The sequence below is a fragment of the Azospirillum formosense genome, assembly GCF_013340925.1.
GTDB classification, from domain to species: domain Bacteria; phylum Pseudomonadota; class Alphaproteobacteria; order Azospirillales; family Azospirillaceae; genus Azospirillum; species Azospirillum formosense.
Genome location: NZ_WHOR01000045.1, coordinates 1 through 21,817 on the forward strand (window position 1 = coordinate 1; position 21,817 = coordinate 21,817).

The window sequence follows — 21,817 nt, forward strand, 5'->3', positions numbered from 1 at the left end:
GGTGGGGGCCTTGGGCAACCGCTTCCCTACCGCGCCCGCATCGTCGTCAGGATCCCCGCGCCGATCAGCGCCACCGCGACCATCACGCCGACGGTCAGCGGCTCGCCCATGAAGACCGCGCTCAGCAGCAGGGCGGTGACGGGGACGAGGCAGATGATCTGTCCGGCCTGGGCGGCCGGCATGGCGGTCAGCGACTTCGCCCACCACCAGAAGCACAGGCCCGTCGCGATCACCCAGTTGAAGGCCAGGACGGTGCCCAGCGCGGGCGTCCAGTGGATCGGCCGGGCGTGCTCCGCCGCCAGGGCCAGCGGCGCGGTCGCCACGGCGCTGACGGCGATCTGCCAGAAGGTCTGCGTCCAGAAGGGCGTGCGCCAGCCGCCACGCCGGCGGCGGTAGAGCGTGGCGCCCAGCGCCCAGCTGAGCGCGCAGGCGAGCAGCAGCCCATTGCCGAGCAGAACCGCCGGGTTGCTCCAGTCCATCAGCGCCGGGTTGAAGAAGACGAGGACGCCGGCGAAGGTCAGCAGCGCGCCGATCACCCGCCCGCGCGTGAAGCGCTCCCCGGCCAGCAGGACGCCGAGCGGCAGCGCCCACATCTGCATGGTGTAGGCCAGCACCGCGGCCCGTCCCGGTGGCACGACCCGCAGAGCGATGGAACTGAGGTCCAGCATGCCGGCGATCTGCAACAGCCCGACCAGGGCCAGCGGCCAGCGCTCCCCCGGTGGCGGCAGAAGGGGAAAGCGCAGCACCCGCGACAGCAGGGCCAGCACCGCCGCCGCCCCGGCGAAACGGAGAAAGCAGAAGGTCAGCGGCCCGATGTCCGACAGGGCCAGCTTCATCAGGGGCCAGTTGGCCCCCCAGAACAGCACGATTCCCGCAAGCTGCGCGTAGACCACAGTGCCCGGACCGCCCACGGGTCCCTGGCCGGCCGCGGCGCGTGGCATGGCCTGATCCGCCATGAGTCCTCCCAACCCTGAATTTTGCCGCATCCTACGGCGCGAGTGGGGGTGGGAGGTCTGCGTTCCCGGTGCGGCAGCCCCGCGAGGGGGCTGGCGTCACGGTGCGCCGCCGGTGGAGAAGCCGGTGAAGACCTGGATGCCGAACCAGCCGCCGATGGCGAACAGCACCAGAAGGATCATGGTGGTGGCGATGGCGATGTTGGTCTGGCGGATGCGCCGGCAGTTCGGGCAGCCGGGAAGCTCGGCGGGATAAGGCCGTTCGCAGCGCTCACAGCGGACAGTGGGGTCCGTCACGGGATGACCCTTCATGGAATGGGGCAATGGAGATCGGTGGCCGGACGCTACCATAAGGAGCGCCTTCCCCGCCAGCCGATGGGGAAGGCGGGGAGGCTGCGATTTTTCGCTGCGGGATGGAGAGTGTTTTCCACAGGCTCGGCCTTGTCCTGGTTGAAAGAGACGGCTATTGTGCGGCCCTCTTACCGCACGCTTTGTTCGTCCGGTCTGTGGTTTGCGAGAGAGAATTGCCGCGAGAGAGAGTTGCTATGTCCAAGCCGCGCACCCTGTTCGACAAGATTTGGGACAGCCACGTCGTCCACCGTCAGGACGACGGCACCTGCATCCTCTACATCGACCGCCACCTGGTCCATGAGGTGACCAGCCCGCAGGCGTTCGAGGGGCTGCGGCTTGCCGGCCGTCCGGTGCGCCGTCCGGAAGCGACCCTCGCCGTGCCCGACCACAACGTCCCGACCACCGACCGCTCCAAGGGCATCACCGAGGAGGAGAGCCGCATCCAGGTCGAGACGCTGGACAAGAACGCGCGCGACTTCGGCGTCCGCTACTTCCCGATGGACGACGTCCGCCAGGGCATCGTGCACATCGTCGGTCCGGAGCAGGGCTTCACGCTGCCCGGCGCCACCATCGTCTGTGGCGACAGCCACACGGCGACGCACGGCGCCTTCGGCGCGCTGGCCTTCGGCATCGGCACGTCGGAGGTGGAGCATGTGCTGGCCACCCAGACCCTGCTGCAGAAGCCGGCCAAGAACATGCTGGTCCGCGTCGATGGCGAGCTGCCGCCGGGCGTGACCGCCAAGGACATCGTCCTGGCGATCATCGGCAAGATCGGCACCGCCGGCGGCACCGGCCACGTCATCGAGTTCGCCGGCGACGCCATCCGCGGCCTGTCGATGGAAGGCCGCATGACCGTCTGCAACATGGCCATCGAGGGCGGCGCCCGCGCCGGCCTGATCGCCCCGGACGAGAAGACCTTCGAATATGTGAAGGGCCGCGCCCTGGCTCCGAAGGCCGGCGCCTGGGAGCAGGCGGTGGAGTATTGGAAGACGCTGCCGTCGGACGAGGGCGCCGTCTACGACACCACCGTCGTGCTGAACGCCGCCGACATCGTTCCGCAGGTCACCTGGGGCACCAGCCCGGAGGACGTGCTGCCGATCACCGCGACCGTGCCGAACCCGGCCGACGTGGCCGACGCCGGCAAGCGCGCCGCCGTCGAGCGCTCGCTGGCCTACATGGGCCTGGAGCCCGGCCAGAAGCTGACCGACGTGAAGGTGGACACCGTCTTCATCGGCTCCTGCACCAACGGCCGCATCGAGGATCTGCGCGCCGCCGCGGTGATCGCCCAGGGCCGCAAGGTCGCCGAGGGCGTGCGCGCCCTGGTCGTCCCCGGCTCGGGTCTGGTGAAGGAGCAGGCGGAGGAAGAGGGTCTGGACAAGATCTTCACCGAGGCCGGTTTCGAGTGGCGTGAGCCGGGCTGTTCCATGTGCCTCGCCATGAACGCCGATCGCCTGTCGCCGGGCGAGCGCAGCGCCTCGACCTCCAACCGCAACTTCGAAGGCCGCCAGGGCCGCGGCGGGCGCACCCACTTGCTCAGCCCGGCCATGGCCGCCGCGGCGGCGGTGACCGGGCACCTGACCGACGTGCGCAGCCTGTAAGCTCTCTCACGGTCCGCTGTGACGCCCGGAGCGGGGATGGCCTTCCAGCCGTCCCCGCTTCGTCGTTTTTAGGGGCATCCTCCTCTGTCGCGCGCCGAACGCCTCATCGACCTGATCCAGTGCCTGCGGCGCCATCGCCGGCCGGTCAGCGGGCATGTCCTCGCCGACGAACTCGGCGTCAGCCTGCGCACGATCTACCGCGACATCGCCACCCTCCAGGCCCAGGGCGCCCGCATCGACGGCGAGCCGGGCGTCGGCTATCTCCTCCAGCCCGGTTTCCTGCTGCCGCCGCTGATGTTCGCGGAGGAGGAGATCGAGGCGCTCGCGCTGGGCATCCGCTGGGTGGCCGACCGCGCGGACGGCGCGCTCGGGGCGGCGGCGCAGAACGCGCTCGCCAAGATCGCGGCGGTGCTGCCGCCGGACCTCCGCGACCGCATGGACGCCTCCGCGCTGCTCGTCGGACCGGGGGAACCGATCGTCGGGGACGGCGTCGACCTCGCCGTCGTACGGCGGGCCATCCGCGGCGAGCGCAAGCTGTCCATCGCCTACCGCGACCGCGACGGGGCCGCCAGCGACCGCGTCGTCTGGCCCTTCGCGCTCGGCTTCTTCGACCGGCTGCGCGTGATGGTCGCGTGGTGTGAGCTGCGCGGGGCGATCCGCCATTTCCGCGCCGACCGCATCGTCTCCGTGACGGCGCTGGAGGCCCGCTACCCGCGGCGGCGGCAGGCGCTGCTCAAGGAATGGCGCGAGGCCGAGGGCATCCCGGCGCGGTGAGAGCCTGCGCGCACGACTGCTGACAGAAACTGTCAGTGTATTGCCCTAGCGTGGTCTTCACCGGACGGGATCGCCCGTGCCGGAGCCCAGCGAGGACACCAGCCCATGTTCAGCGCCAACATCATCCTCCTCTATGTGGACAGCCCGACCGCCAGCGCCGCCTTCTACGCTGGCCTGACCGGCAAGCCGCCAGTCGAGGCGTCGCCCACCTTCGCCATGTTCGCCCTGGATTCCGGCGTCATGCTGGGGCTGTGGTCGCGCCACACGGTGCAGCCGGCGGCCTCCGCGGGACCACTCGGCGGCAGCGGCGAGATCGGCTTCCGGGTGGCCGGTGCCGAGGCGGTGCAGGCCCTTCACGACGACTGGGTGCGGCGCGGCCTGACCATCGCCCAGCCGCCCACCGCCATGGATTTCGGCCACACCTTCGTCGCGCTGGACCCGGACGGGCACCGCCTGCGCGTCTTCGCCCCGACCGAAGCGTGAGGTCCGCCATGGATCCGGCCACCGCCAGCCGCAGCTGGATCGCCGTCGCCTCCGCCGAGCATGTCCGGCGGGGGCGGGCGGAGGGCTTCATGCAGGTCTGCCACGGCAAGGCGGCCCCGCTGCGCCGCATCCGCCCGGGGGACCGCGTCGCCTACTACTCGCCGACCGAGCGCTTCCAGGGGAAGGACCGCCTGCAATCCTTCACCGCCGTGGGCATCGTGCGGGACGGAACCCCTTACCAATTCGACATGGGCGGGGGCTTCGTTCCCTTCCGCCGCGACGTGCGGTGGCTGGACGGGCGGGAGACGCCGATCCTTCCCCTGCTCGACCGGCTGGACTTCTCCGCCGGGGTGCGGAACTGGGGCTATCCATTCCGCTTCGGGCTGTTCACGGTCACCAACCGCGACCTGGACACCATCGCCGCGGCCATGGGGGCGGTTCTGTGCTGACCGGCGTCCGGCGTGGGGGGCTTCAGTCCCCCCGCCCGCGGCTTCGGCCCATCAGACCGTCCGGGCGGTAGATCAGGAAGAGGGTGAGCAGGCCGAAGGCCACGATGTCCTTGTAGGCGATGGCGAAATAGGCCGACCAGAAGGTCTCCACCAACCCCAGCAGGGCGCCGCCCAGCATGGCGCCCGGAACCGACCCGATGCCGCCGACCACAGCGGCGGCCAGCGCCTTGAAGCCGATCAGATAGCCCGTGTAGAAATTGACCCCGCCGTAATAGAGCGCGATCACCGCCCCCGCCGCCGCGGCCAGCGCGCCGCCCACCGCGAAGGTGGTGGCGACGGTGCGGTCGATATCCACCCCGACCAGCTCCGCCGCGCCCACATCGTCGGCGCAGGCGCGATGGGCGCGGCCGTAGGTGGTGCGCTGCATGACCGCCCAGAGCAGGGCGTAGAGCCCGCCGGTCATCAGCAGGATCACGGCTTGCGAGGTCAGCGCGGTGACGGTGAAGGCGCCGTCGCTGAGCAGTTCGTGCCGGTCGGCCAGGAAGGGGGCGGGCCACCAGTCGCGGGCACCGTGCAGGAGCCGCATCCCCTCCTGGTAGGCGATGGACAGTCCCACCGCGGCGATCAGCGGCGTGTGGTTGTGGGTGCGGCGCAGGCGGCGGAACACCAGCCGGTCCATGGTCCAGCCCTGGACGGCGGTGAAGGCCATCACCGTGGCGAAGACGCCGAGCACCGCCAGAGGCAGGCCGCCCAGCCCGGCCATGCCCAGCGCCGCCGCGCCCATGGCGGTCAGCATGGCGCCGATCATCGTCAGCTCGCCCATGGCGAGGTTGATCTGCCCCAGGATGCCGTAGACTAGCGTGTAGCCCAGCGCCAGCAGCCCGTAGACGCAGGCCACCGTGGCGGCGTTGATGACCTGTTGCAGGAAGAAGAGCAGCGGCGCCCAGTCCGTCGGCGGTGCCCGTTCCGGGCCGCCCACCTCCGGCGGCAGGCCGAGGCGGGCGGCGGGCAGGCCGGCCCAGATGCGCAGCATGGTGAATTGCATGGGCCGCAGCCGCCCCATGCGGTCGGTCGCCACCATCACCAGCTCGTGCCGGCGCGACTCGAAGAAGCGTCCGCCGAAGCGGCAGGCGATCCAGTGGGTCCCGGAATCCGTGCGGTAGGTCAGGCGCAGAGCCGGCTCGTCACCGCCCAGCGCTTCCGTGCCCAGGATGGTGACGGGTCCGGAGTCGAAGGCGGGGATCAGCTTGCGGCACAGCGCGGCCTGATCGCCGTCCACGCCGCAGCCGGTCAGCAGCAGGGCGGCGACCAGCAGGAGGAAGGGCGGGAACAGGCGCGGCGGACGGCGGTGCACGGCGACGGAAACCCGGCCGGTTGTGCTTCGCCTGGGAGTCTATCGGCAATTGGCGACGAGCGCCAGACGCCGCCTTGGGAGTGTCAGTAGCGGGCGTTGACGAAATACAGGCCGTCCGGCGGGGCGGTCGGCCCGGCGGCGGAGCGGTTGCGGGCCTCCAGCGCGCGGCGCAGGTCGTCGGCGCTCCACTTGCCGGCCCCGACCAGCTCCAGCGTGCCCACCATGTTGCGCACCTGATGGTGCAGGAAGGAGCGGGCGGCGGCGTGCACCCGGACCTCCTCGCCAATCCGCTCGACGGCCAGCCGCTCCAACGTCTTGACCGGAGAGTTGGCCTGGCAGAGCGCGGCGCGGAAGCTGGTGAAGTCGTGCCGGCCGACCAGGACCTGAGCGGCCGCATGCATCGCCTCGGCGTCCAGCGGGCGCATGACGTGCCAGGCGCGGCCCGTCTCCAGGGCGAGCGGGGCGCGGCGGTTGACGATGCGGAAGACGTAGCTGCGCCCCAGGCAGGTCATGCGCGCGTGGAAATCCTCCGGCACCGCCTCGGCCAGCAGGACGGCGACGGGGGCGGGCCTCAGGTGGAAGTTCAGCGCGTCGCGCAGCTTCAGCCCGGTGAAGGGCTTTTCCAGATCGAAATGGCAGACCTGCCCCAGCGCGTGCACACCGGCGTCCGTCCGTCCGGAGGTGTGGACGCGCACGGTCTCGCCGGACAGGCGCTCGATGGCCTCCTCCAGCGTCTGCTGGACGGAGGGGCCGTTGTCCTGCCGCTGCCAGCCGACGAAGGGCCGGCCGTCATATTCGAGGGTCAGTTTCCAGCGCTGCATGCGGCGTCGCCGAGACGGGTGCCGACGGGCAGGGCGAAGCCGCGCAGCAGGGCGGCGCCGTCCACCGGGGCCTTGCCGGGCCGCTGCACCAGGGTGAGGCGCACGCCGCCGTCGGCGCAGGCGATGGTCAGGCGGTCGTCCAGCAGCGTGCCGGGCGCCGCCTTGCGGGGATCCGGCGCCAATTCGGCTTTCAAAACTTTGATGCGCTCCACCCCGCCGGTCGGCGTCGGGGCGTCGAACCAGCAGCCGGGCCAGGGGGTGAGGGCGCGGACCTGCCGCTCCACATAGGCGGCGTCGCGCGTCCAGTCGAGCCGGCCATCCTCGCGCGTCAGCTTGGCGGCGTAGGTCACGCCGGCCTCGGGCTGCGGCTCGGCGGTCAGGCGGCCGGCGGCGAGACCGTCCAGCGCCTCGACGATCAGGCGGGCGCCCATGTCGGCCAGCGCGTCGTGCAGGCTGCTGGCGGTGGTCTCCGCGCTGATCGGCACCGCGTCCTTCAGAAGCATGGCCCCGGTGTCGAGCCCGATGTCCATCTGCATGATGGTGATGCCGGTCTCGGCGTCGCCGGCCAGGATCGCGCGCTGGATCGGCGCAGCCCCGCGCCAGCGTGGCAGCAGGGAGCCGTGGACGTTCAAACAGCCCAGCCGCGGCGCGTCGAGGATCGGCTGCGGCAGGATCAGCCCGTAGGCGGCGACCACCGCGGCGTCGGCCTTCAGCTCGGCGAACTCGGCCTGAGCCTCGGCGTTGCGCAGCGACTTGGGCGTGCGCACGGGGATGCCGCGCTCCTCGGCGAAGCGGTGGACCGGGGATTTCTGGATCTGCTGCCCGCGCCCGGCGGGGCGGGGCGGCTGGCTGTAGACGCAGACCACCTCGTGCCCGGCATCGGCCAGGGCGCGCAGGCTGGGCACGGCGAAGTCCGGCGTGCCCATGAAAACGAGGCGGAGCGGCGTCATGAAGAGTCGTCCAACGTCAGAAGGTTAGGCGCGCTGCATCTTCTGGACTTTGCGCAGGATCATGTTGCGCTTCAGCATCGACAGGTAGTCGACGAACAGCACGCCGTTCAGATGGTCGATCTCGTGCTGGATGCAGGTGGCCAGCATGCCGTCGGCCTCGATCTCGCGCGTCTCGTTGGTCTCGTCCAGATAGCGGACGCGGACCGACGACGGACGGGTGACCTCGGCATACTGGTCGGGCACCGACAGGCAGCCCTCCTCGCACACCGACGTCTCGTCCGACTTCCAGACGATTTCCGGGTTGGCGAGGCGGATGGGGTTCGGCTTCTCGTCCTTGTCGTGCACGTCCACGACGATCACCCGCTCCAGGATGCCGATCTGCGGCGCGGCGAGGCCGATGCCCTTCGCGGCGTACATGGTCTCGACCATGTCGTCCATCAGCTTGGCGATGCGGGCGTCGACCTTTTCGACGGGCTTCGCCTTCTGCTTCAGGACGGGGTGCGGGGCGACGAGGATATCAAGAACGGCCATGGGAACTCAGCAACGGTGCGTGGAGGTGCGACAATCCGTCAAAATATGGGGGGCGGGCCACGAGGTCAAGGAAGGCGCAAGGCACAACCCGCGGCGACCCGCCGATCCCATCGGGACGGCCGCACCTCAGAGGGGCGAGCGGGTGATCGACTTGATGGGGCCGCGGGGATTGCCGGACATCTCGGCGATCTTGCGGTCCTGCTCCTCGATGAAGCCGCGGGCCGGCTCGTCGCCGTCCAGGCCGCCGACCAGCGTGCCGGGGACCTTGCGGTTGGAGGTGCGGGCGCCGTCTTCGTACAGCACGTCGAACAGCACGAAGGCGCTGTCCACCGGCTGCTTCTTCTTGGTCTTGGCCATGGGGGGAAACTCCGAACGTCAGGGGGGTGCTTGTAGAGGAAAAGCGCGCAACGGAAAAGGGCACCGGTTTCCCGGTGCCCCCTCCGATGCCGTGCCGTGAGACGTGGCTCAGACGGCCTTCAGGTTCTCCGCCGAGGTCTTGCCGCGCTTCGGATCGCGCTGCTCCTCGTAGGACACCTTCTGGCCTTCATTCAGGCTGCGCAGGCCCGCGCGCTCGACCGCGGAGATGTGGACGAAGACGTCCGCGCCACCGTTGTCCGGCTGAATGAAGCCATAACCCTTGGTGCTGTTGAACCACTTGACGGTACCGACGGGCATGATTGCTCTCCGTTTCGTATGAAAGGCGCCGCATCGGCCGGTGCGGCGCATCAGACTGTGTCCAGGCATAGCGACGATCTGGGCACCCGAAGGCGTAGCAGGCCGGCAGTCCGAAGCAGAATGACAGGAGGGAAATTGGGACCGCTTCCCTCCTTTGCAAGGCGAAACAAGACGGGCAAATCCGGGTTGCGGACTTCGGCCCTACGCCCTGGCTGCCGCTCGCAGGTCCGCCGCTCTCAGATCCGCGGCCCGGTGCTCGGCGGCACGAAGCTCCGGCGCCTGGAGCGGGCGAGGGGCGTGGTCCAGCGGCTCCAGCAGGGGAATCTCCTCGGCGCTGTCCGGGGTGGCGTGCAGGTCGCGGAAGCGGCGGGCGGTGACCAGGACGCGGGATTCCAGGCTGCCCACCGCCCCGTTGTAGCAGCCCACGGCCTTGTCGAGCTGCCCGCCCAGCCGCTCCATGTGGCCGCCCAGGTCGTGCAGGCGCTTATAGAGTTCGGCGCCCAAGGCGCTGATCTCGCGGGCGCTGTCGGTCAGCCGCTCCTGCCGCCAGCCATAGGCGACGGCGCGCAGCAGCGCGATCAGCGTCGTCGGGGTGGCGAGGATCACCCGGTGGTCGATGCCCGCCTCGATCAGCGCCGGGTCGTGCTCCAGTGCTGCGGAAAAGAAGTTCTCGCCGGGCAGGAACAGCACGACGAATTCCGGCGAATCCGTGAACTGGTCCCAATAGGCCTTGGTGCCGAGCTGCTTCATATGCTCCCGCACATGGCGGGCGTGGCGCGACAACCCGTCGCGGCGGGCGCCGTCGTCGGCCGCCTGCACCCCGTCGAGATAGCCCTCCAGCGGCGTCTTGGCGTCGACCACGATGGTCTTGCCGCCGGGCAGCTTGACCACGAGGTCGGGGCGCAGCCGTCCGCCGGCGGCCTCCACGCTCATCTGCTCCACGAAGTCGCAGTGGTCGAGCATGCCGGCCATCTCGCAGACCCGGCGGAGCTGGATCTCGCCCCAGCGCCCGCGCGCCACCGGGCTGCGCAGGGCGCGGACGAGGTTGCCGGTCTCGGCGCGGAGCTGGGCCTGGGTCTCCACCAGCGACAGCACCTGCTGCTTCAGCCCCTCATAGGCGCCGGCGCGGCTGCGCTCCATCTCCTGGATCTGGCCGTCCATGCGCTCCAGCGACTGGCGCACCGGGGCGACGATGTCGGCGATGGCGGTCTGCCGCTTCTCCAGGTCGCCGCGCGCCTGCTCCTGGAAGGTCGTCAGCGTCTCCTTGGCGAGGTCGAGGAAACTCTGGTTGTTGGAGCGCAGGGCCTCCGCCGACAGGGCCTTGAAGCTGTCGGACAGGGTGGCCTGCGCGCGCTCCAGAAGGGCCAGCTTCTCCACCGCCGACGCGCGCTCGCGGGCCAGCGTGGTGGACAGCTCCGCCTGCCGTTCGCGGGCGGCGGACAGCTCGCCGGTCAGCCGGGCGATCTGGTGGTCGCGGGCCTCCACCTCCTCCCGCAGGTCGCCCTCGATTCGCTCGGCGACGTCGAGGCGGGTGACCAGTTCGGCGTGGATGGCGGCGGCCTCCGCCTCGGCGCGTGCGGCGTAGAGGCGCACGATCATGCCGGCGAGGATCGCCCCGAGAAGGGCGCCGGCAAGGCCGCCGAGAGCCACCGACTGTGCGTCGAACGCGAACTGCATGAAATTCCCCAAAGAACGCTGCAAATGCCGAGACCACAGGCGAGATTACAGGCGAGATTACAGGAACGAATCAGGAAAGAGAACGGGCGATGAACAAAGAAGAACCCCTCCAAAGCCCGTTCCGCCTGCACCGAGGCTCGGTGATGCGGGCTTGCCCGCCGTCCCCGTCTGCGCCATATCCGACGGATGCCCGACGATCCGTCCTCCCCCTCCGGTCTTTCTCCCGGCCCCGTCAAAGGCCCCCGGCTCCGCACCGTCCCGCCCGGCGAGGACCGCGAGCGGCTGACCTGTCCGGACTGCGGCTACATCGCCTACCAGAACCCGCTGATCGTCGTCGGGTCGGTGGCGACGTGGGAGGACCGCATCCTGCTGTGCCGCCGCGCCATCGAACCGCGCAAGGGCTACTGGACGCTGCCCGCCGGCTTCATGGAGGAGCGGGAGAGCACCATGGAGGGTGCCGCCCGCGAGGCGTGGGAGGAGGCGCGGGCGAAAATCGCCATCGACTCGCTGCTGGCCGTCTACGACATCCCGCGCATCAGCCAGGTGCAGCTCATCTTCCGCGCCCGCCTGCTGTCGCCGGACGTGTCCGCCGGGCCGGAAAGCCAGGAGGTCGGGCTGTTCCGCTGGGAGGAGATCCCCTGGGACGATCTGGCCTTCCCGACCGTCCAATGGGCCTTGCGGGAGCACCGCTCGCGGTTGGGCCTCCAGGATTTCGCCCCGGCGGTGAACCCCACGCCGGACGTGCTGGCGCAGTGGGAGCGGATGCTCTAGCCCCCGATCACTCCACCACCGGTGCGGCGGGGAACTTCGCCACCAGTTCCGCCGTGCCCTGCTCGCGCTTCACGGTCAGCGGCAGCCATGTGCCGGGGGCCTGGCGCTGCACAACCGCCGTCAGGTCGGAGGCTTCGCGCACCGGGGATCCCGCCGCCGCGACCACGAGATCGCCCGCCGTCAGGCCGGCGGCGGCGGCGACGCTGCCCTCGGTGACGGAGCGCACCCGCACCCCGTCCGGTCCCGGCTCCAGCATCACGCCGAGCCGGGGGCGGGGCGACTCGGCCGGCGCTTCGCTCTCGCCCAGCCCGTAAACCGCGTCGGCGATCCGCCCGTCCAGCTCGGCGCAGGGGCGGTCCTCGTCCCAGGGAAGCAGGACGACGCTGTTCCGGACACCCAGGTCGGCCAGCTGGTGGGGGACGCCGTCGCGGCCTTCGACATGGCCCTGGCCCAGGATGGCGACGACGGTGCGGTTGGTTTGGCGGTGGGTCTCGGCGATCCGCTCGGCCATGGCGCGGTCCCAGACCGATTGCGCCTCGACGAATCGTTCGAAGCTGCCGGAGCGGCGCTCGGTCGGGCCGTGGGCGGCCATCACCTGGCGCAGCCGCTCGGTGTAGGAGGCCGGGGGAGGGGCCGGATCGCCCACGCCCTCGCGCTCGCCGGCGGGGACGGCGGCCCAGCCCTCGCGCGCGGTGCGGCTGACCAGCCCGCGGTCGACGTTCAGCGCGACCACCGGCAGCCGGTTCATCCGGGCGAAATGAAGGATCGGCAGGTAGAAGCGGGCGTCGTAGCCCCAGACCTTGGGCCAGTTGGTCTCGCGCAGCAGCTCCGCCTCGGTCAGCTGCCCGGCGCTCCAGCGGTCGAGGACCGGCTGGACGCTACGCGGGAACATCTCCATGCCGACCGCCAGATCGGGATTCAGCGCGTGCAGCGCCGCCAGGCTGTGCAGCTGCCAGCGGTGGTGGTCGGCGTTGTCGTGCCGTTCCCCCAGCAGCACGGCGGGCGACGCCGCGGCGCGGCGCAGCAGGTCGGCGGCGTTCAGCGGGCGGGCGCTGGCGTCGGCCCAGCCGCCGGGCGGCACGCAGGCATTGGTCTGGGCGGCGGCCTTCGCCGCGGTGGTGTCGCCCAGGCCGGCCAAGAGGCTGCCGGAGAGCAGAAGGACGGCCATCAAACGGGGGAGCACGTCGGCGGTCCTCCTGGGCTTTGTGAAACGGTTGGCCTCAGGCTGAAGGTTGGGCGGTGGAGGGCGCCCGTCAACGGCGCTTGGTCCGACCGGCAACGGCCGCGCTGGCGCGGTGCGGCGAAGCGGGGTATCCTCGGACATCATGCCGCACCGTAAAACCGTCATTCTGACCGGCGCGAGCCGGGGCATCGGCCACGCCACCGTGCAGCGCTTCAGCGCCGAGGGCTGGCGGGTCATTTCCTGTTCCCGTGAGGAGGTGCCGGACCATTGCCGGCGCGATCCGAACTGGACCCACCACATCCCGACGGACCTGTCCGATCCGGACAGCCGCGCCCGCTTCCTGGAGGAAGCCAACCGGGCGCTGGACGGTGGGCCGTTGCACGCGTTGATCAACAACGCCGGCATCTCGCCCAAGACGCCGATCAAGGAGCGTCTCGGCTGCCTGAACGGGGCCATCGAAGGCTGGCACCGGGTGTTCGAGCTGAACTTCTTCGCCCCGCTGGTGCTGGCCCGCGGCTTCGCGGCGCCGCTGTCGCGGGCGAAGGGTGCGATCGTCAACGTGACCTCCATCGCCGGCCATTCGGTGCACCCCTTCGCGGGGTCGGCCTACTCAACGTCCAAGGCGGCGCTGTCCGGCCTGACCCGCGAGATGGCCGTGGAGTTCGCCGAGATCGGCGTGCGCGTCAACGCCGTGGCGCCGGGCGAGATCGAAACCGCCATGACCGGACCGGAATACGACGTGCTGATCCCGCGCATCCCGCTGAAGCGCATGGGCACGCCGGAGGACGTGGCGGCGGTGGTCTTCTACCTGTGCGGCCCCGACTCGGGCTACGTCACCGGAACGGAAATGTTCATCACCGGCGGGCAGCACCTGTATTGATGCGGGTGGTTGCCCGTTGCGAGCGACGGGCTGGGATCACAAGGTTCACACGGATTTCACCGATCTTTTCACGGATTTCACGGATTTTTTAGATCGCTTGCTCAGCAAGGGCTCCTCGACAAGCCACTACTGGGCGAGCATCAAAGAAAAATCCGTGTAATCCGTGCTCTAAATCCGCGAAATCCGTGAAGTCATTTTTGCCCGCAACGGCGTTCAGACACCTCAGCCGAGGTTGTGCTTCGCCACCACCGCCGCGAAGTCGTCGCCGAAATGCTCGCCGACGCGGATGACCGAGACGCCGTGCGGGATTTCCTTGAGCGCCGGGTTGTCCAGGCTCATCGAGGTCAGAAGCGCCATCGGCACATTGTGCGTGACGCTCATCGCGCGCAGTCCGCGGATCAGGTCCAGGCCGGACAGGCCGTCCATCACCATCGACGCGATCAGCATGTCCGGCGGCACGCGCACGGCGAGGCTGATCGACTCGATGGGATCGCTGACCGTCACCGTGCGGAAGCCGCAGGCCGCCAGTTCCCCGCCCACCTTCTTGGCGACGACCTTGGACGGGGTGACCAGCATGATCTCGACGTTGCTGATCTGGATGTCGGTGATCTCGAACTGGTAGCGCACCGGCAGAGCGCGGATGATCCGGTTCGTTTCCGCCACCTGCGGTTGCTCGGCGCGGTCCACCAGCTCGGCGATCCGGTCCACGAAGGTCTGCGCGTCGTTCAGCTCGCGCGCCTCCAGCCGCTTCAGGCCGGACAGGTAATCCTCCAGACGGTGCGCAACGAGGCTGACGGTCGGGTAGCCGAAGCTGGTGCCCATGCCCTTGAAATTGTGGGCTTCCAGGCGGAGAACGCCGATCGCCGCGCTTTCCTCCCGCGTGCCCTTGGCCACACCTTCCAGTGCAGCGTTCATCACCTCCAACCGGTCGCGGGCGTCGTCCATGAATTCGACGCGCAGGCGGTCTTCAAGATCGTCGGGCGACAGGTTGGAAGCCATGGGAGGGGGTCCTGACTATGCTTTCGGGTTAGGCATTATGGACCCGAAAGTTACACCAGAACCCTAACGTGAAACAAACTCCCGCATGAAAGGCGGCTAAAACGCCGCGCCGATCACAACCGCGACAGGAGATTGTTGAACCAGCTCAGCCGTTCTTCGGCTTGGGCGATGTCGTGCTCCAGCCAATCGGCGAAATGGCCGTCGGTTCCCGCACTCGCCCGCTTCAGGTCGCCCAGGCGCGCCAGCTCCGTCTCGCACAGGGAGGCGAGGTGGTCGATCTGGTCGCGCTGCGACTCGACGTCCAGCAGGTGCAGGAAGCGCAGCTTCAGCGCGATGACCAGCTTGTTCAGCCCGTCCGCCGAGGGCGCGCGGACGTTGGCGCGCATCAGCGTGTCGAACTCCGTCCGTCCGGCCTCGGTCGCGCCGAGCAGGGCGTTGTCCTCCATGCCGGTGCCGTCCAGCGCCTCGATCAGTCCCTCGTAGCGCAGCATCTCCAGCGACGTGCCCATGAGATCGAGCGATGGGCCGACGATGCGGTCGAGGAAATGGCGGAGCGCGCCGGCCAGTTCGGCGTAACGCTGCGGCCCGTTCTGGATCAGCGTGCCCAGGACGGCGAGGCGCACGGCCTCCTTCGGCATCAGCGAGTTGTCACGGTACATGGCGAACTCCTGGGCGGTGGCAATTGGACGGCGGCTGTCGACGTTTGCGGACCGAACGTTGCGAAACGTTCTCATCAACGCCTAAAGGTAAGGCGCTCCGGCCCACAAGTCCAGAGCGCCGATGCCATCATCGCAGGGAGATCACCGAATCCCCTCCCCCGCGCGGGCGGGGCGCGGAGGAGGGGGGAGGGGTTACGCCGCCAGACGCAGGTCCAGGCGGCTCCACACGTCGAGCAGGGCGTCGACGAGCCGCGCCATCTCGGCGTCGCTGTGCAGTGGGGTGGGGGTGAAGCGCAGGCGCTCGCCGCCGCGCGGCACGGTCGGGTAGTTGATCGGCTGGACGTAGATGTCGTGCCGTTCCATCAGCTCGTCCGAGGCGCGCTTGCAGCGGTGGGCGTCGCCGACCATCACCGGGACGATGTGGCTGGCCGACGGCATCACCGGCAGGCCGGCCTCGGCCATCAGCCGCTTCAGCGTCGCCGCACGCTCCTGGTGCTGGTCGCGCTCCGTCTGGCTCTGCTTCAGATAGCGGATGCTGGCCAGCGCCCCGGCGGCCAGGACCGGCGACAGGGAGGTGGAGAAGATGAAGCCGGCGGCGAAGCTGCGGATGCAGTCGACCAGCGCGGTGGAACCGGTGATGTAGCCGCCCTGGACGCCGAACGCCTTGCCCAGCGTGCCCTCGATGATGGTCAGCCGGTCCATGGCGCCGTCGCGCTCCGCCACGCCGCCGCCGCGCGGGCCGTACATGCCGACCGCGTGCACCTCGTCCAGATAGGTCATGGCGCCGTGCTTGCCGGCGACGTCGCACAGGTCATGGATCGGGGCGACGTCGCCATCCATGGAATAGACGCTCTCGAAAGCCACGACCTTCGGGCGGTCCGGGGCGATCTGCGACAGCAGCTCGTCCAGATGCTTGGGGTCGTTGTGGCGGAAGATGTGCTTCTCGGCGCCGCTGTTGCGGATGCCGGTGATCATCGAATTGTGGTTCAGCGCGTCGGACAGGATCACGCAGTTCGGCAGCAGCTTGCCCAGCGTCCCCAGCGTCGCGTCGTTGGACACGTAGCCGGAGGTGAACAGCAGAGCCGCCTCCTTCCGGTGGAGGTCGGCCAGCTCGCGCTCCAGCAGCACGTGGTAGATGTTGGTGCCGGAGATGTTGCGCGTGCCGCCGGCGCCCGCACCCACGCCGTCGATGGCGTCGTGCATCGCCTTCAGGACGACCGGGTTCTGGCCCATGCCCAGATAGTCGTTGGAGCACCAGACGGTGACCTCCCGCTCCTTCCCGGCGGCGTCGCGGAAGGTGGCTTTCGGAAAGTTCCCCGCTTGCCGTTCGAGGTTGGCGAACACCCGGTAGCGGCCATCCTGCTTCAAGCTGGCGATCTGGGTGCGGAAAAAGCTCTCGTAATCCATCGCGCGTTCCGTTCGCGTTCATCCGAAGGGGCGGGTGCCGTCCGGGCGGTTCGGCCGCCGGGACTAGCACGTTAGGAAGATGGCATGATCGTCGCCGCGTTGCCACCCGGCATTGACCGATGTCAATAGGTCCGCCCGGTAAGGAGGCAATTCTCGCCGATCCGCCGCCGCGGTGCCATTCGACCTATGGGTGATCGTTCGCAGGGGGGCGATTCATGTTCGTCACCAGTCGCGCCATTGCCGAAGCTGTGAAACACCCTTTCGCCCCTGCATTTCGTTGGTGATCGCAAGTGATCATGAATATTTACAACATATAACGGACAGCAAATATCGAGGTGTCTCCTGTCCGATTGTGCCGAATACCATTGTCGTGTTCTTTTACGAACAAGGTCGTATGGACGAAAACAGGGGGTGGTGAGAGGGTTCAGTCATGCCGTTGAGTGGGGAGTGTCGTGCGATGAGTGCCGTTCTGACGTTCGACAGCGCGCGTGGCCGGCGAATGTCCGGTCCGGAATTGAGCCATGGTGGCATCGGTTCCGGCGGCAGCCGAGTCATCCCCTTCCGTCCGGCCCCCGACGCGGCGGTTTCCCCGGCGCCGTCCCTGCCGCGGCGCCCCGCCATGCCGTCTTCGGCCCGCGCCGATGGTGTGGCCCAGCCGGCGGAGCCCGCGCCGGGTCCCGAGCGTCTGGCGCGGCTGATCTACATGGCGAGTGTGGGCGGTTATATGGCTGTGCGCGAGGGCACGCTGGTGCAGTTGAACGGACGCATGGTCTGGCCGACCGCCGACGCGCTGATCCGCGACGCGGCGGCGGCGGGCGTCCCGGTCTCGTCGCACGTCATCAACACCGCCCGTTCCTGAACGCCTCTCATCGAATGGAAAGGGCCGCCCGCGCCGGATGGCGGGACGGCCCTTAAAGCGAACGTCCGTTCGCTTTCGATTCACATCGCCTCATTCGCCGGCTCTCAGCGGATGCCTGTGGCATCCGCCTGCCGCCAGCGGGAACTCCGTTCCCGCGAGAGACCGGGCTTCGGCCGCATGTGCGGCCGGAACCGCCGTCGCGGTCCAAAGCGGATTGCAATCCGCTTTGATCATTGCGGAACCGGCCGTTACCCCCGCAGGACGGGGATCGCGGCGTCCAGCGCCGTGGTCAGGCGGTCGAACATCAGGTTGATGTCCTCCTCACCGATGACCAGCGGCGGGCAGACCGCCACGCTGTCGCCCATGGCGCGGATGATCAGGCCGTTCTCCTGGCTCAGCCCGTTCACGACGGCGCCGGCCCGGCCCACCGGATCGAACGGGGCCTTGGTCTCCTTGTCGGCGACCAGTTCGAGGGCGCCGATCAGCCCGATGCCGCGCGCCTCGCCGACCAGCGGATGGTCGGCCAGGGCCTTCAGCCGGCGCTGGAACAGCGGGGCCACGGCGCGGACATGGCCGACCATGTCCCGCTCCTCGTAGATCTTCAGCGTCTCCACGGCGACCGCCGCCGCCACCGGATGGGCGGAGTAGGTGTAGCCGTGGCCGAAGGTGCCGATCGTCTTGCTCTCCTCGACGCAGGCCCGGTAGACCGCGTCCGACACCATCACGGCGGAGATCGGCAGATAGCCGGAGGACAGCTGCTTGGCGCAGGTTATGATGTCCGGCTGCATGCCCATGGTCTGGCTGCCCCAGAAATTGCCGGTGCGCCCGAAGCCGCAGATCACCTCGTCGGCGACCAGCAGGATGTCGTACTTCTTCAGGATCGGCTGGATCTTCGCGAAATAGGTCGCGGGCGGAACGATGACGCCGCCGGCGCCCATCACCGGCTCGGCGAACATGGCGGCGATGGTGTCCGGCCCCTCGGCCAGGATCAGCGCCTCCAGGCTTTCCGCCAGACGGGTCGCGAACGCCTCCTCGCTCTCGCCCGGCTCGGCGAAGCGGTAGTGGTGCGGGCAGTCGGTGTGATGGATGCGCGCGATCGGCAGGTCGAAATCGCGGTGGTTGTTCACCAGGCCGGTCAGGCTGGCCGTCGCCACGGTGACGCCGTGATAGGCCTTCACGCGCGACAGGATCTTCTTCTTCTCCGGACGGCCCAGCGCGTTGTTGTAGTACCAGACCAGCTTGACGGCGGTGTCGTTCGCCTCCGACCCGGAGTTGGCGAAGAACACCTTGGACATCGGCACCGGGGCCAGCTTGATCAGCCGCTCGGCCAGATCGATGCCCGGCTCGTGGCTCTTGTGGCCGAAGACGTGGTAGGTCGGCAGCTTGCGCATCTGCCGGGTGGCGGCCTCGACAAGGCGCTCCTCGCCCCAGCCCAGCGACACGCACCACAGGCTGGCCAGACCCTCGATGTATTCCTTGCCGCTGTCGTCGAAGACGCGCACGCCCTCGCCGCGCTCGATGATCAGCGGGCCCTGGGTTTCGTGCGCGTGCAGGTTGGTGTAGGGGTGAAGGAAATACGCCTTGTCGCGGCTGGCGGCGGAATTTCCAGACCCGGAATTTCCGATCGCCGCGGTGCCTTGTTCGGTCATGTTCGCTATCCCTGTATTCGCTGCCGGAGTCGGTCGTTGCCGGTGCCCGTCCGCCGTTGTTGAAAATGTTAAACGGCGTCTTCGATCATAGGCATGGTTGGCCCTCCCGACAAAGCCGGAGAATCAGGAGGTGGAGCGGGCATTCCCGCCTTGCATGGCGCCCGGGTTCGTTGCACAAGCTCCGGCAGGGCGGCGGGAAAGGGAAAACATGATCACCTTGTATGGAATGCCGAGCAGCGCGTCGATGGCGCCGCACATCCTGCTGCGCGAGATCGGGCTGCCCTTCGACCTGGTCCAGCTGGACCGCGCCACCGCCGCGCACAAGGCGCCCGACTATCTGCGCCTGAACCCCAACGGGCGGGTGCCGACTCTGGTGGACGGCGATCTGGTGCTGTTCGAGGCGGCGGCGATCTGCCTGCACCTCGCCGACTCGCATCCGGCCGCCGACTTGGCCCCCGCGCCCGGCACGGTGGAGCGGGCGCATTTCTACCAGTGGCTGGTCTTCCTGACCAACACCGTCCAGGCCGACATGCTGGTCTATTTCTACCCGGAGCGTCACGCCGAGGGGGCGGAAGCGCAGGCCTCGGTCAAGGCGATGGCCGAGGCGCGGCTGCTGGAGCGCTTCACACTCCTGGACCGCGTGTTGGCGGACAAGGCGTGGTTCCTCGGCGACCGCTACAGCGCCGTCGATCCCTACCTGTTCATGCTGGCCCGCTGGACCCGCTTCATGGGCACGCCGGCGCGCAGCCTGCCCAACCTCGGCCCTTACCTCGCCCGCGTGCTGGAGCGCCCCGCGGTCAAGGCGGCGTTCGAGGCGGAAGGGCTCGGCGCCCCCTACTACTGAGGGGGCAGGGGGGTGCCGCTTGGTTTTTCATGATTGAGCGGCGTTCGCCGCTCAGCGCGGCACCTGCCAGGGAAGATGCTCCGCACCGACCAGCCGGTCGGCGTCGGCGGCGGGCATCGGGCGGGCGAAATGGTAGCCTTGCCCATAGTCGCAGGCGAGCGCGCGCAGCAGGTTGGCGTCGGCGCTCGTCTCGATGCCCTCGGCGATGACGTCGAAGCCGAGAAGCCGCGCCAGATCCATGATGATGCGGACAATGGCGCGGTTCTCCTCCGACTGGTGCATGGCCATGACGAAGGACCGGTCCACCTTCAGGCTGTCGATGGGCAGCTTGTGCAGGTAGGACAGCGACGAATAGCCGGTGCCGAAATCGTCGATGGACATCTTGATGCCCAGCCCGCGCAAGGTTTGCAGCAGGCGGATCGACTGCTCGGCCTTTTCCATGACCGCGCTTTCGGTGATCTCCAGCTTGATCCAGGACGGCTCGGCCCCGGTCTCGCGCAGCACCTCGCGCACCAGCGCAACCATGTCGGGATCGTTCAGCTGGCGGGTGGACAGGTTGATGCTCATGAACAGGTTGGCGGAGCCGGGCAGGCGCTTGTCCTGCCATTCGGCGATCTGCCGGCACGCCTCGCGCAGCACCCAGGCGCCCAGCGTGACGATCAGGCCGGTGCTCTCGGCGATGGGGATGAAGATGCCGGGCGGGATGTTGCCGCGTTCCGGATGGTTCCAGCGCACCAGCGCCTCGAACCCGGCCAGGCCGCCGGTGACCATCTCGACGATCGGCTGGTAGGCGACCCACAGTTCCTCGCCGCGCTCCAGCGCGCGGCGCAGGTCATGCTCCAGCCGCACCTGCTCGACGACGCGGGCGTGCATGGCCGGGTCGAACCAGGCGTGGCGCCCGCCGCCCTGCTCGCGGGCGCGGCCGGTGGCGATCTCCGCGTCGCGCAGCACGTCCTCGGGCCGGGTGTGGGTGTCGCAGGAGGCGGCGACGCCGATGCTGGCCGACAGGAAGACCGAGGCGCCCGACGCCGTCTTGGCGGAGCGGACCAGCGACGCGATGGTGGTCAGCCGGTCCTCCACCGCCAGCGGGTCCTGCGTTCCGCCGATCAGCAGCGCGAAGGCGTGGTCGCTGATGCGGGCGATCAGGTCGACCGACCCGGCCCGCACGCTCAGCCGCGTGGCGACGTCGGTCAGGATCTCGTTGGCGAAGCTCTGGCCCAGGCTGGTGCGCACGTCGACGAAGCGGTCGAAATCCACGATGACCAGCGTGAAGGGTTCCCCCATGCCGTGGAAATCGGCCATGTGCTTGACCAGCAGGAGCCGGTTCGCCAGCCCGGTCACCGGGTCGTAATAGGCCAGCCGGAAGAGGTCGTCCTGGGTGCGCCGCCGCTCCGTCATGTTCTGCATGATGACGAAGTACCCGGCGATGGAGCCGTCCGCGCCGCGGTAGGGCGCGTGCACCCGCGTCACGTAGTCGTTGCCGCCGCCGGACCGGGGAAGCCAGCCCTCCACCTGCACCGTCTCGCCGTCCAGCGCGCGTTCAACCGCGGCGCTGTTGTTGCGCTGGGTTTCCGGCCCGAGGATGTCGCCCACCGTGGTCCCGATGAGGGAGTCCAGCTTGCGGCCCATATAGTCCAGATACGCCTGGTTGGCGTAGAGGTGCCGCCGCTGCGTGTCGAGCAGCCCGACCATCGCCGGCATGACGTCGAGAAGCTGCCGCAGGGTGTCGAGCGCCGGAGCCCCGGAAGCGGTGCCGGACAGGGCTGCGGCAAGGGAGGCGAGGTGAGGGTCCGGCTTCATGGGCGGGAATGGTCGAGACACCGTTGGGAAAACGACGATCAACACTTACGCGAAAGAATGCCCGCCCGTCAAAACCAAAGCCGCCGAAGACGGTGGAAAGCATCGCTCCACTATAGTTGGCCGACGACAGAACCGACCTTCATACTCGGG

23 protein-coding genes and 1 pseudogene are annotated in these 21,817 nt (G+C 69.1%); 9 read left to right on the forward strand and 15 right to left on the reverse strand.

Annotated elements, in window-relative coordinates; genetic code table 11:
* Positions 1-26: 26 nt before the first annotated feature.
* Together GBZ26_RS08670 and GBZ26_RS08675 are read right to left on the reverse strand one after the other, a co-directional pair.
* On the reverse strand, positions 27-941 hold the full coding sequence (locus GBZ26_RS08670) for a DMT family transporter (protein ID WP_174438492.1): 915 nt from the start codon (positions 939-941) through the stop codon (positions 27-29).
* Between the two features lie 111 nt (positions 942-1,052).
* Positions 1,053-1,250, reverse strand: a complete 198-nt coding sequence (locus GBZ26_RS08675; RefSeq protein ID WP_149164183.1) for a hypothetical protein — start codon at positions 1,248-1,250, stop codon at positions 1,053-1,055.
* 248 nt (positions 1,251-1,498) lie between these two features.
* Here GBZ26_RS08675 and leuC point away from each other — a divergent pair, with 248 nt between their 5' ends.
* The 5 genes and pseudogenes from leuC to GBZ26_RS08695 all read left to right on the forward strand — a co-directional run bounded on the left by leuC (position 1,499) and on the right by GBZ26_RS08695 (position 4,608).
* Positions 1,499-2,902: a 3-isopropylmalate dehydratase large subunit gene (gene leuC, locus GBZ26_RS08680; RefSeq protein WP_174438493.1), complete on the forward strand. Its 1,404-nt coding sequence runs from the start codon at positions 1,499-1,501 to the stop codon at positions 2,900-2,902.
* A gap of 111 nt (positions 2,903-3,013) precedes the next feature.
* Positions 3,014-3,151, forward strand: a pseudogene (locus GBZ26_RS30610) (helix-turn-helix domain-containing protein); the annotation flags it as partial.
* Between the two features lie 45 nt (positions 3,152-3,196).
* Positions 3,197-3,676, forward strand: a complete 480-nt coding sequence (locus tag GBZ26_RS08685) for a helix-turn-helix transcriptional regulator (RefSeq protein WP_246653539.1) — start codon at positions 3,197-3,199, stop codon at positions 3,674-3,676.
* Positions 3,677-3,781: 105 nt separating this feature from the next.
* A complete protein-coding gene (locus GBZ26_RS08690; RefSeq protein WP_174438494.1) occupies positions 3,782-4,159 on the forward strand; it encodes a VOC family protein in 378 nt (125 codons plus the stop codon).
* Between the two features lie 8 nt (positions 4,160-4,167).
* Positions 4,168-4,608, forward strand: a complete 441-nt coding sequence (locus GBZ26_RS08695; protein ID WP_174438495.1) for an EVE domain-containing protein — start codon at positions 4,168-4,170, stop codon at positions 4,606-4,608.
* Between the two features lie 22 nt (positions 4,609-4,630).
* On the opposite strand, the gene GBZ26_RS08700 is transcribed toward GBZ26_RS08695, so the two are convergent.
* From GBZ26_RS08700 to GBZ26_RS08730, 7 genes are all read right to left on the reverse strand, one after another.
* Positions 4,631-5,962 (reverse strand): ABC transporter permease subunit, encoded by a 1,332-nt coding sequence (locus tag GBZ26_RS08700; protein ID WP_174438496.1) that lies wholly within the window; start codon positions 5,960-5,962, stop codon positions 4,631-4,633.
* Between the two features lie 83 nt (positions 5,963-6,045).
* A complete protein-coding gene (gene truA / locus GBZ26_RS08705; RefSeq protein ID WP_174438497.1) occupies positions 6,046-6,783 on the reverse strand; it encodes a tRNA pseudouridine(38-40) synthase TruA in 738 nt (245 codons plus the stop codon).
* A complete protein-coding gene (gene fmt / locus GBZ26_RS08710) occupies positions 6,765-7,733 on the reverse strand; it encodes a methionyl-tRNA formyltransferase (RefSeq protein ID WP_174438498.1) in 969 nt (322 codons plus the stop codon). Before fmt ends, truA begins: the two co-directional genes overlap by 19 nt.
* A 24-nt stretch (positions 7,734-7,757) precedes the next feature.
* Entirely contained in the window at positions 7,758-8,264 is a 507-nt protein-coding gene (gene def, locus GBZ26_RS08715; RefSeq protein WP_035671291.1) for a peptide deformylase, read from the reverse strand.
* Positions 8,265-8,390: 126 nt separating this feature from the next.
* Positions 8,391-8,621 carry a hypothetical protein gene (locus GBZ26_RS08720; protein WP_014239339.1) on the reverse strand — a complete coding sequence of 77 codons (231 nt, stop codon included), beginning with the start codon at positions 8,619-8,621 and terminating at the stop codon, positions 8,391-8,393.
* A gap of 108 nt (positions 8,622-8,729) precedes the next feature.
* The gene (locus GBZ26_RS08725; protein WP_014239340.1) at positions 8,730-8,939 is read right to left on the reverse strand and encodes a cold-shock protein; all 210 of its coding nucleotides are present in this window, start codon (positions 8,937-8,939) and stop codon (positions 8,730-8,732) included.
* 201 nt (positions 8,940-9,140) lie between these two features.
* Positions 9,141-10,616, reverse strand: coding sequence for a DNA recombination protein RmuC (locus tag GBZ26_RS08730; protein WP_174438499.1), 1,476 nt, complete (start codon positions 10,614-10,616; stop codon positions 9,141-9,143).
* 186 nt (positions 10,617-10,802) lie between these two features.
* Between GBZ26_RS08730 and GBZ26_RS08735 the strand changes: the two genes are divergently transcribed.
* The gene (locus GBZ26_RS08735) at positions 10,803-11,387 is read left to right on the forward strand and encodes an NUDIX hydrolase (RefSeq protein WP_174438500.1); all 585 of its coding nucleotides are present in this window, start codon (positions 10,803-10,805) and stop codon (positions 11,385-11,387) included.
* A gap of 7 nt (positions 11,388-11,394) precedes the next feature.
* On the opposite strand, the gene GBZ26_RS08740 is transcribed toward GBZ26_RS08735, so the two are convergent.
* Complete coding sequence (locus GBZ26_RS08740; protein ID WP_174438501.1) at positions 11,395-12,570, reverse strand: ChaN family lipoprotein; 1,176 nt, start codon at positions 12,568-12,570, stop codon at positions 11,395-11,397.
* 142 nt (positions 12,571-12,712) lie between these two features.
* Here GBZ26_RS08740 and GBZ26_RS08745 point away from each other — a divergent pair, with 142 nt between their 5' ends.
* Positions 12,713-13,450 carry an SDR family NAD(P)-dependent oxidoreductase gene (locus tag GBZ26_RS08745; RefSeq protein ID WP_059399062.1) on the forward strand — a complete coding sequence of 246 codons (738 nt, stop codon included), beginning with the start codon at positions 12,713-12,715 and terminating at the stop codon, positions 13,448-13,450.
* Positions 13,451-13,672: 222 nt separating this feature from the next.
* Here GBZ26_RS08745 and GBZ26_RS08750 read toward each other — a convergent pair whose 3' ends face one another.
* From GBZ26_RS08750 to hemA, 3 genes are all read right to left on the reverse strand, one after another.
* Entirely contained in the window at positions 13,673-14,449 is a 777-nt protein-coding gene (locus GBZ26_RS08750) for an Hpt domain-containing protein (RefSeq protein WP_174438502.1), read from the reverse strand.
* A gap of 113 nt (positions 14,450-14,562) precedes the next feature.
* Positions 14,563-15,108 (reverse strand): hypothetical protein, encoded by a 546-nt coding sequence (locus GBZ26_RS08755; protein WP_174438503.1) that lies wholly within the window; start codon positions 15,106-15,108, stop codon positions 14,563-14,565.
* Positions 15,109-15,300: 192 nt separating this feature from the next.
* Positions 15,301-16,515, reverse strand: coding sequence for a 5-aminolevulinate synthase (gene hemA / locus GBZ26_RS08760; protein WP_174438504.1), 1,215 nt, complete (start codon positions 16,513-16,515; stop codon positions 15,301-15,303).
* A gap of 457 nt (positions 16,516-16,972) precedes the next feature.
* Here hemA and GBZ26_RS08765 point away from each other — a divergent pair, with 457 nt between their 5' ends.
* Entirely contained in the window at positions 16,973-17,374 is a 402-nt protein-coding gene (locus GBZ26_RS08765; RefSeq protein ID WP_174438505.1) for a hypothetical protein, read from the forward strand.
* Between the two features lie 248 nt (positions 17,375-17,622).
* Here the strand turns inward: GBZ26_RS08765 and GBZ26_RS08770 are convergent, their stop codons facing one another.
* On the reverse strand, positions 17,623-19,023 hold the full coding sequence (locus tag GBZ26_RS08770) for an aspartate aminotransferase family protein (RefSeq protein ID WP_174438506.1): 1,401 nt from the start codon (positions 19,021-19,023) through the stop codon (positions 17,623-17,625).
* Between the two features lie 208 nt (positions 19,024-19,231).
* Here GBZ26_RS08770 and GBZ26_RS08775 point away from each other — a divergent pair, with 208 nt between their 5' ends.
* Complete coding sequence (locus tag GBZ26_RS08775) at positions 19,232-19,867, forward strand: glutathione S-transferase family protein (protein WP_174438507.1); 636 nt, start codon at positions 19,232-19,234, stop codon at positions 19,865-19,867.
* 51 nt (positions 19,868-19,918) lie between these two features.
* On the opposite strand, the gene GBZ26_RS08780 is transcribed toward GBZ26_RS08775, so the two are convergent.
* Positions 19,919-21,667 carry a putative bifunctional diguanylate cyclase/phosphodiesterase gene (locus GBZ26_RS08780; RefSeq protein ID WP_174438508.1) on the reverse strand — a complete coding sequence of 583 codons (1,749 nt, stop codon included), beginning with the start codon at positions 21,665-21,667 and terminating at the stop codon, positions 19,919-19,921.
* Between the last annotated feature and the right edge of the window lie 150 nt (positions 21,668-21,817).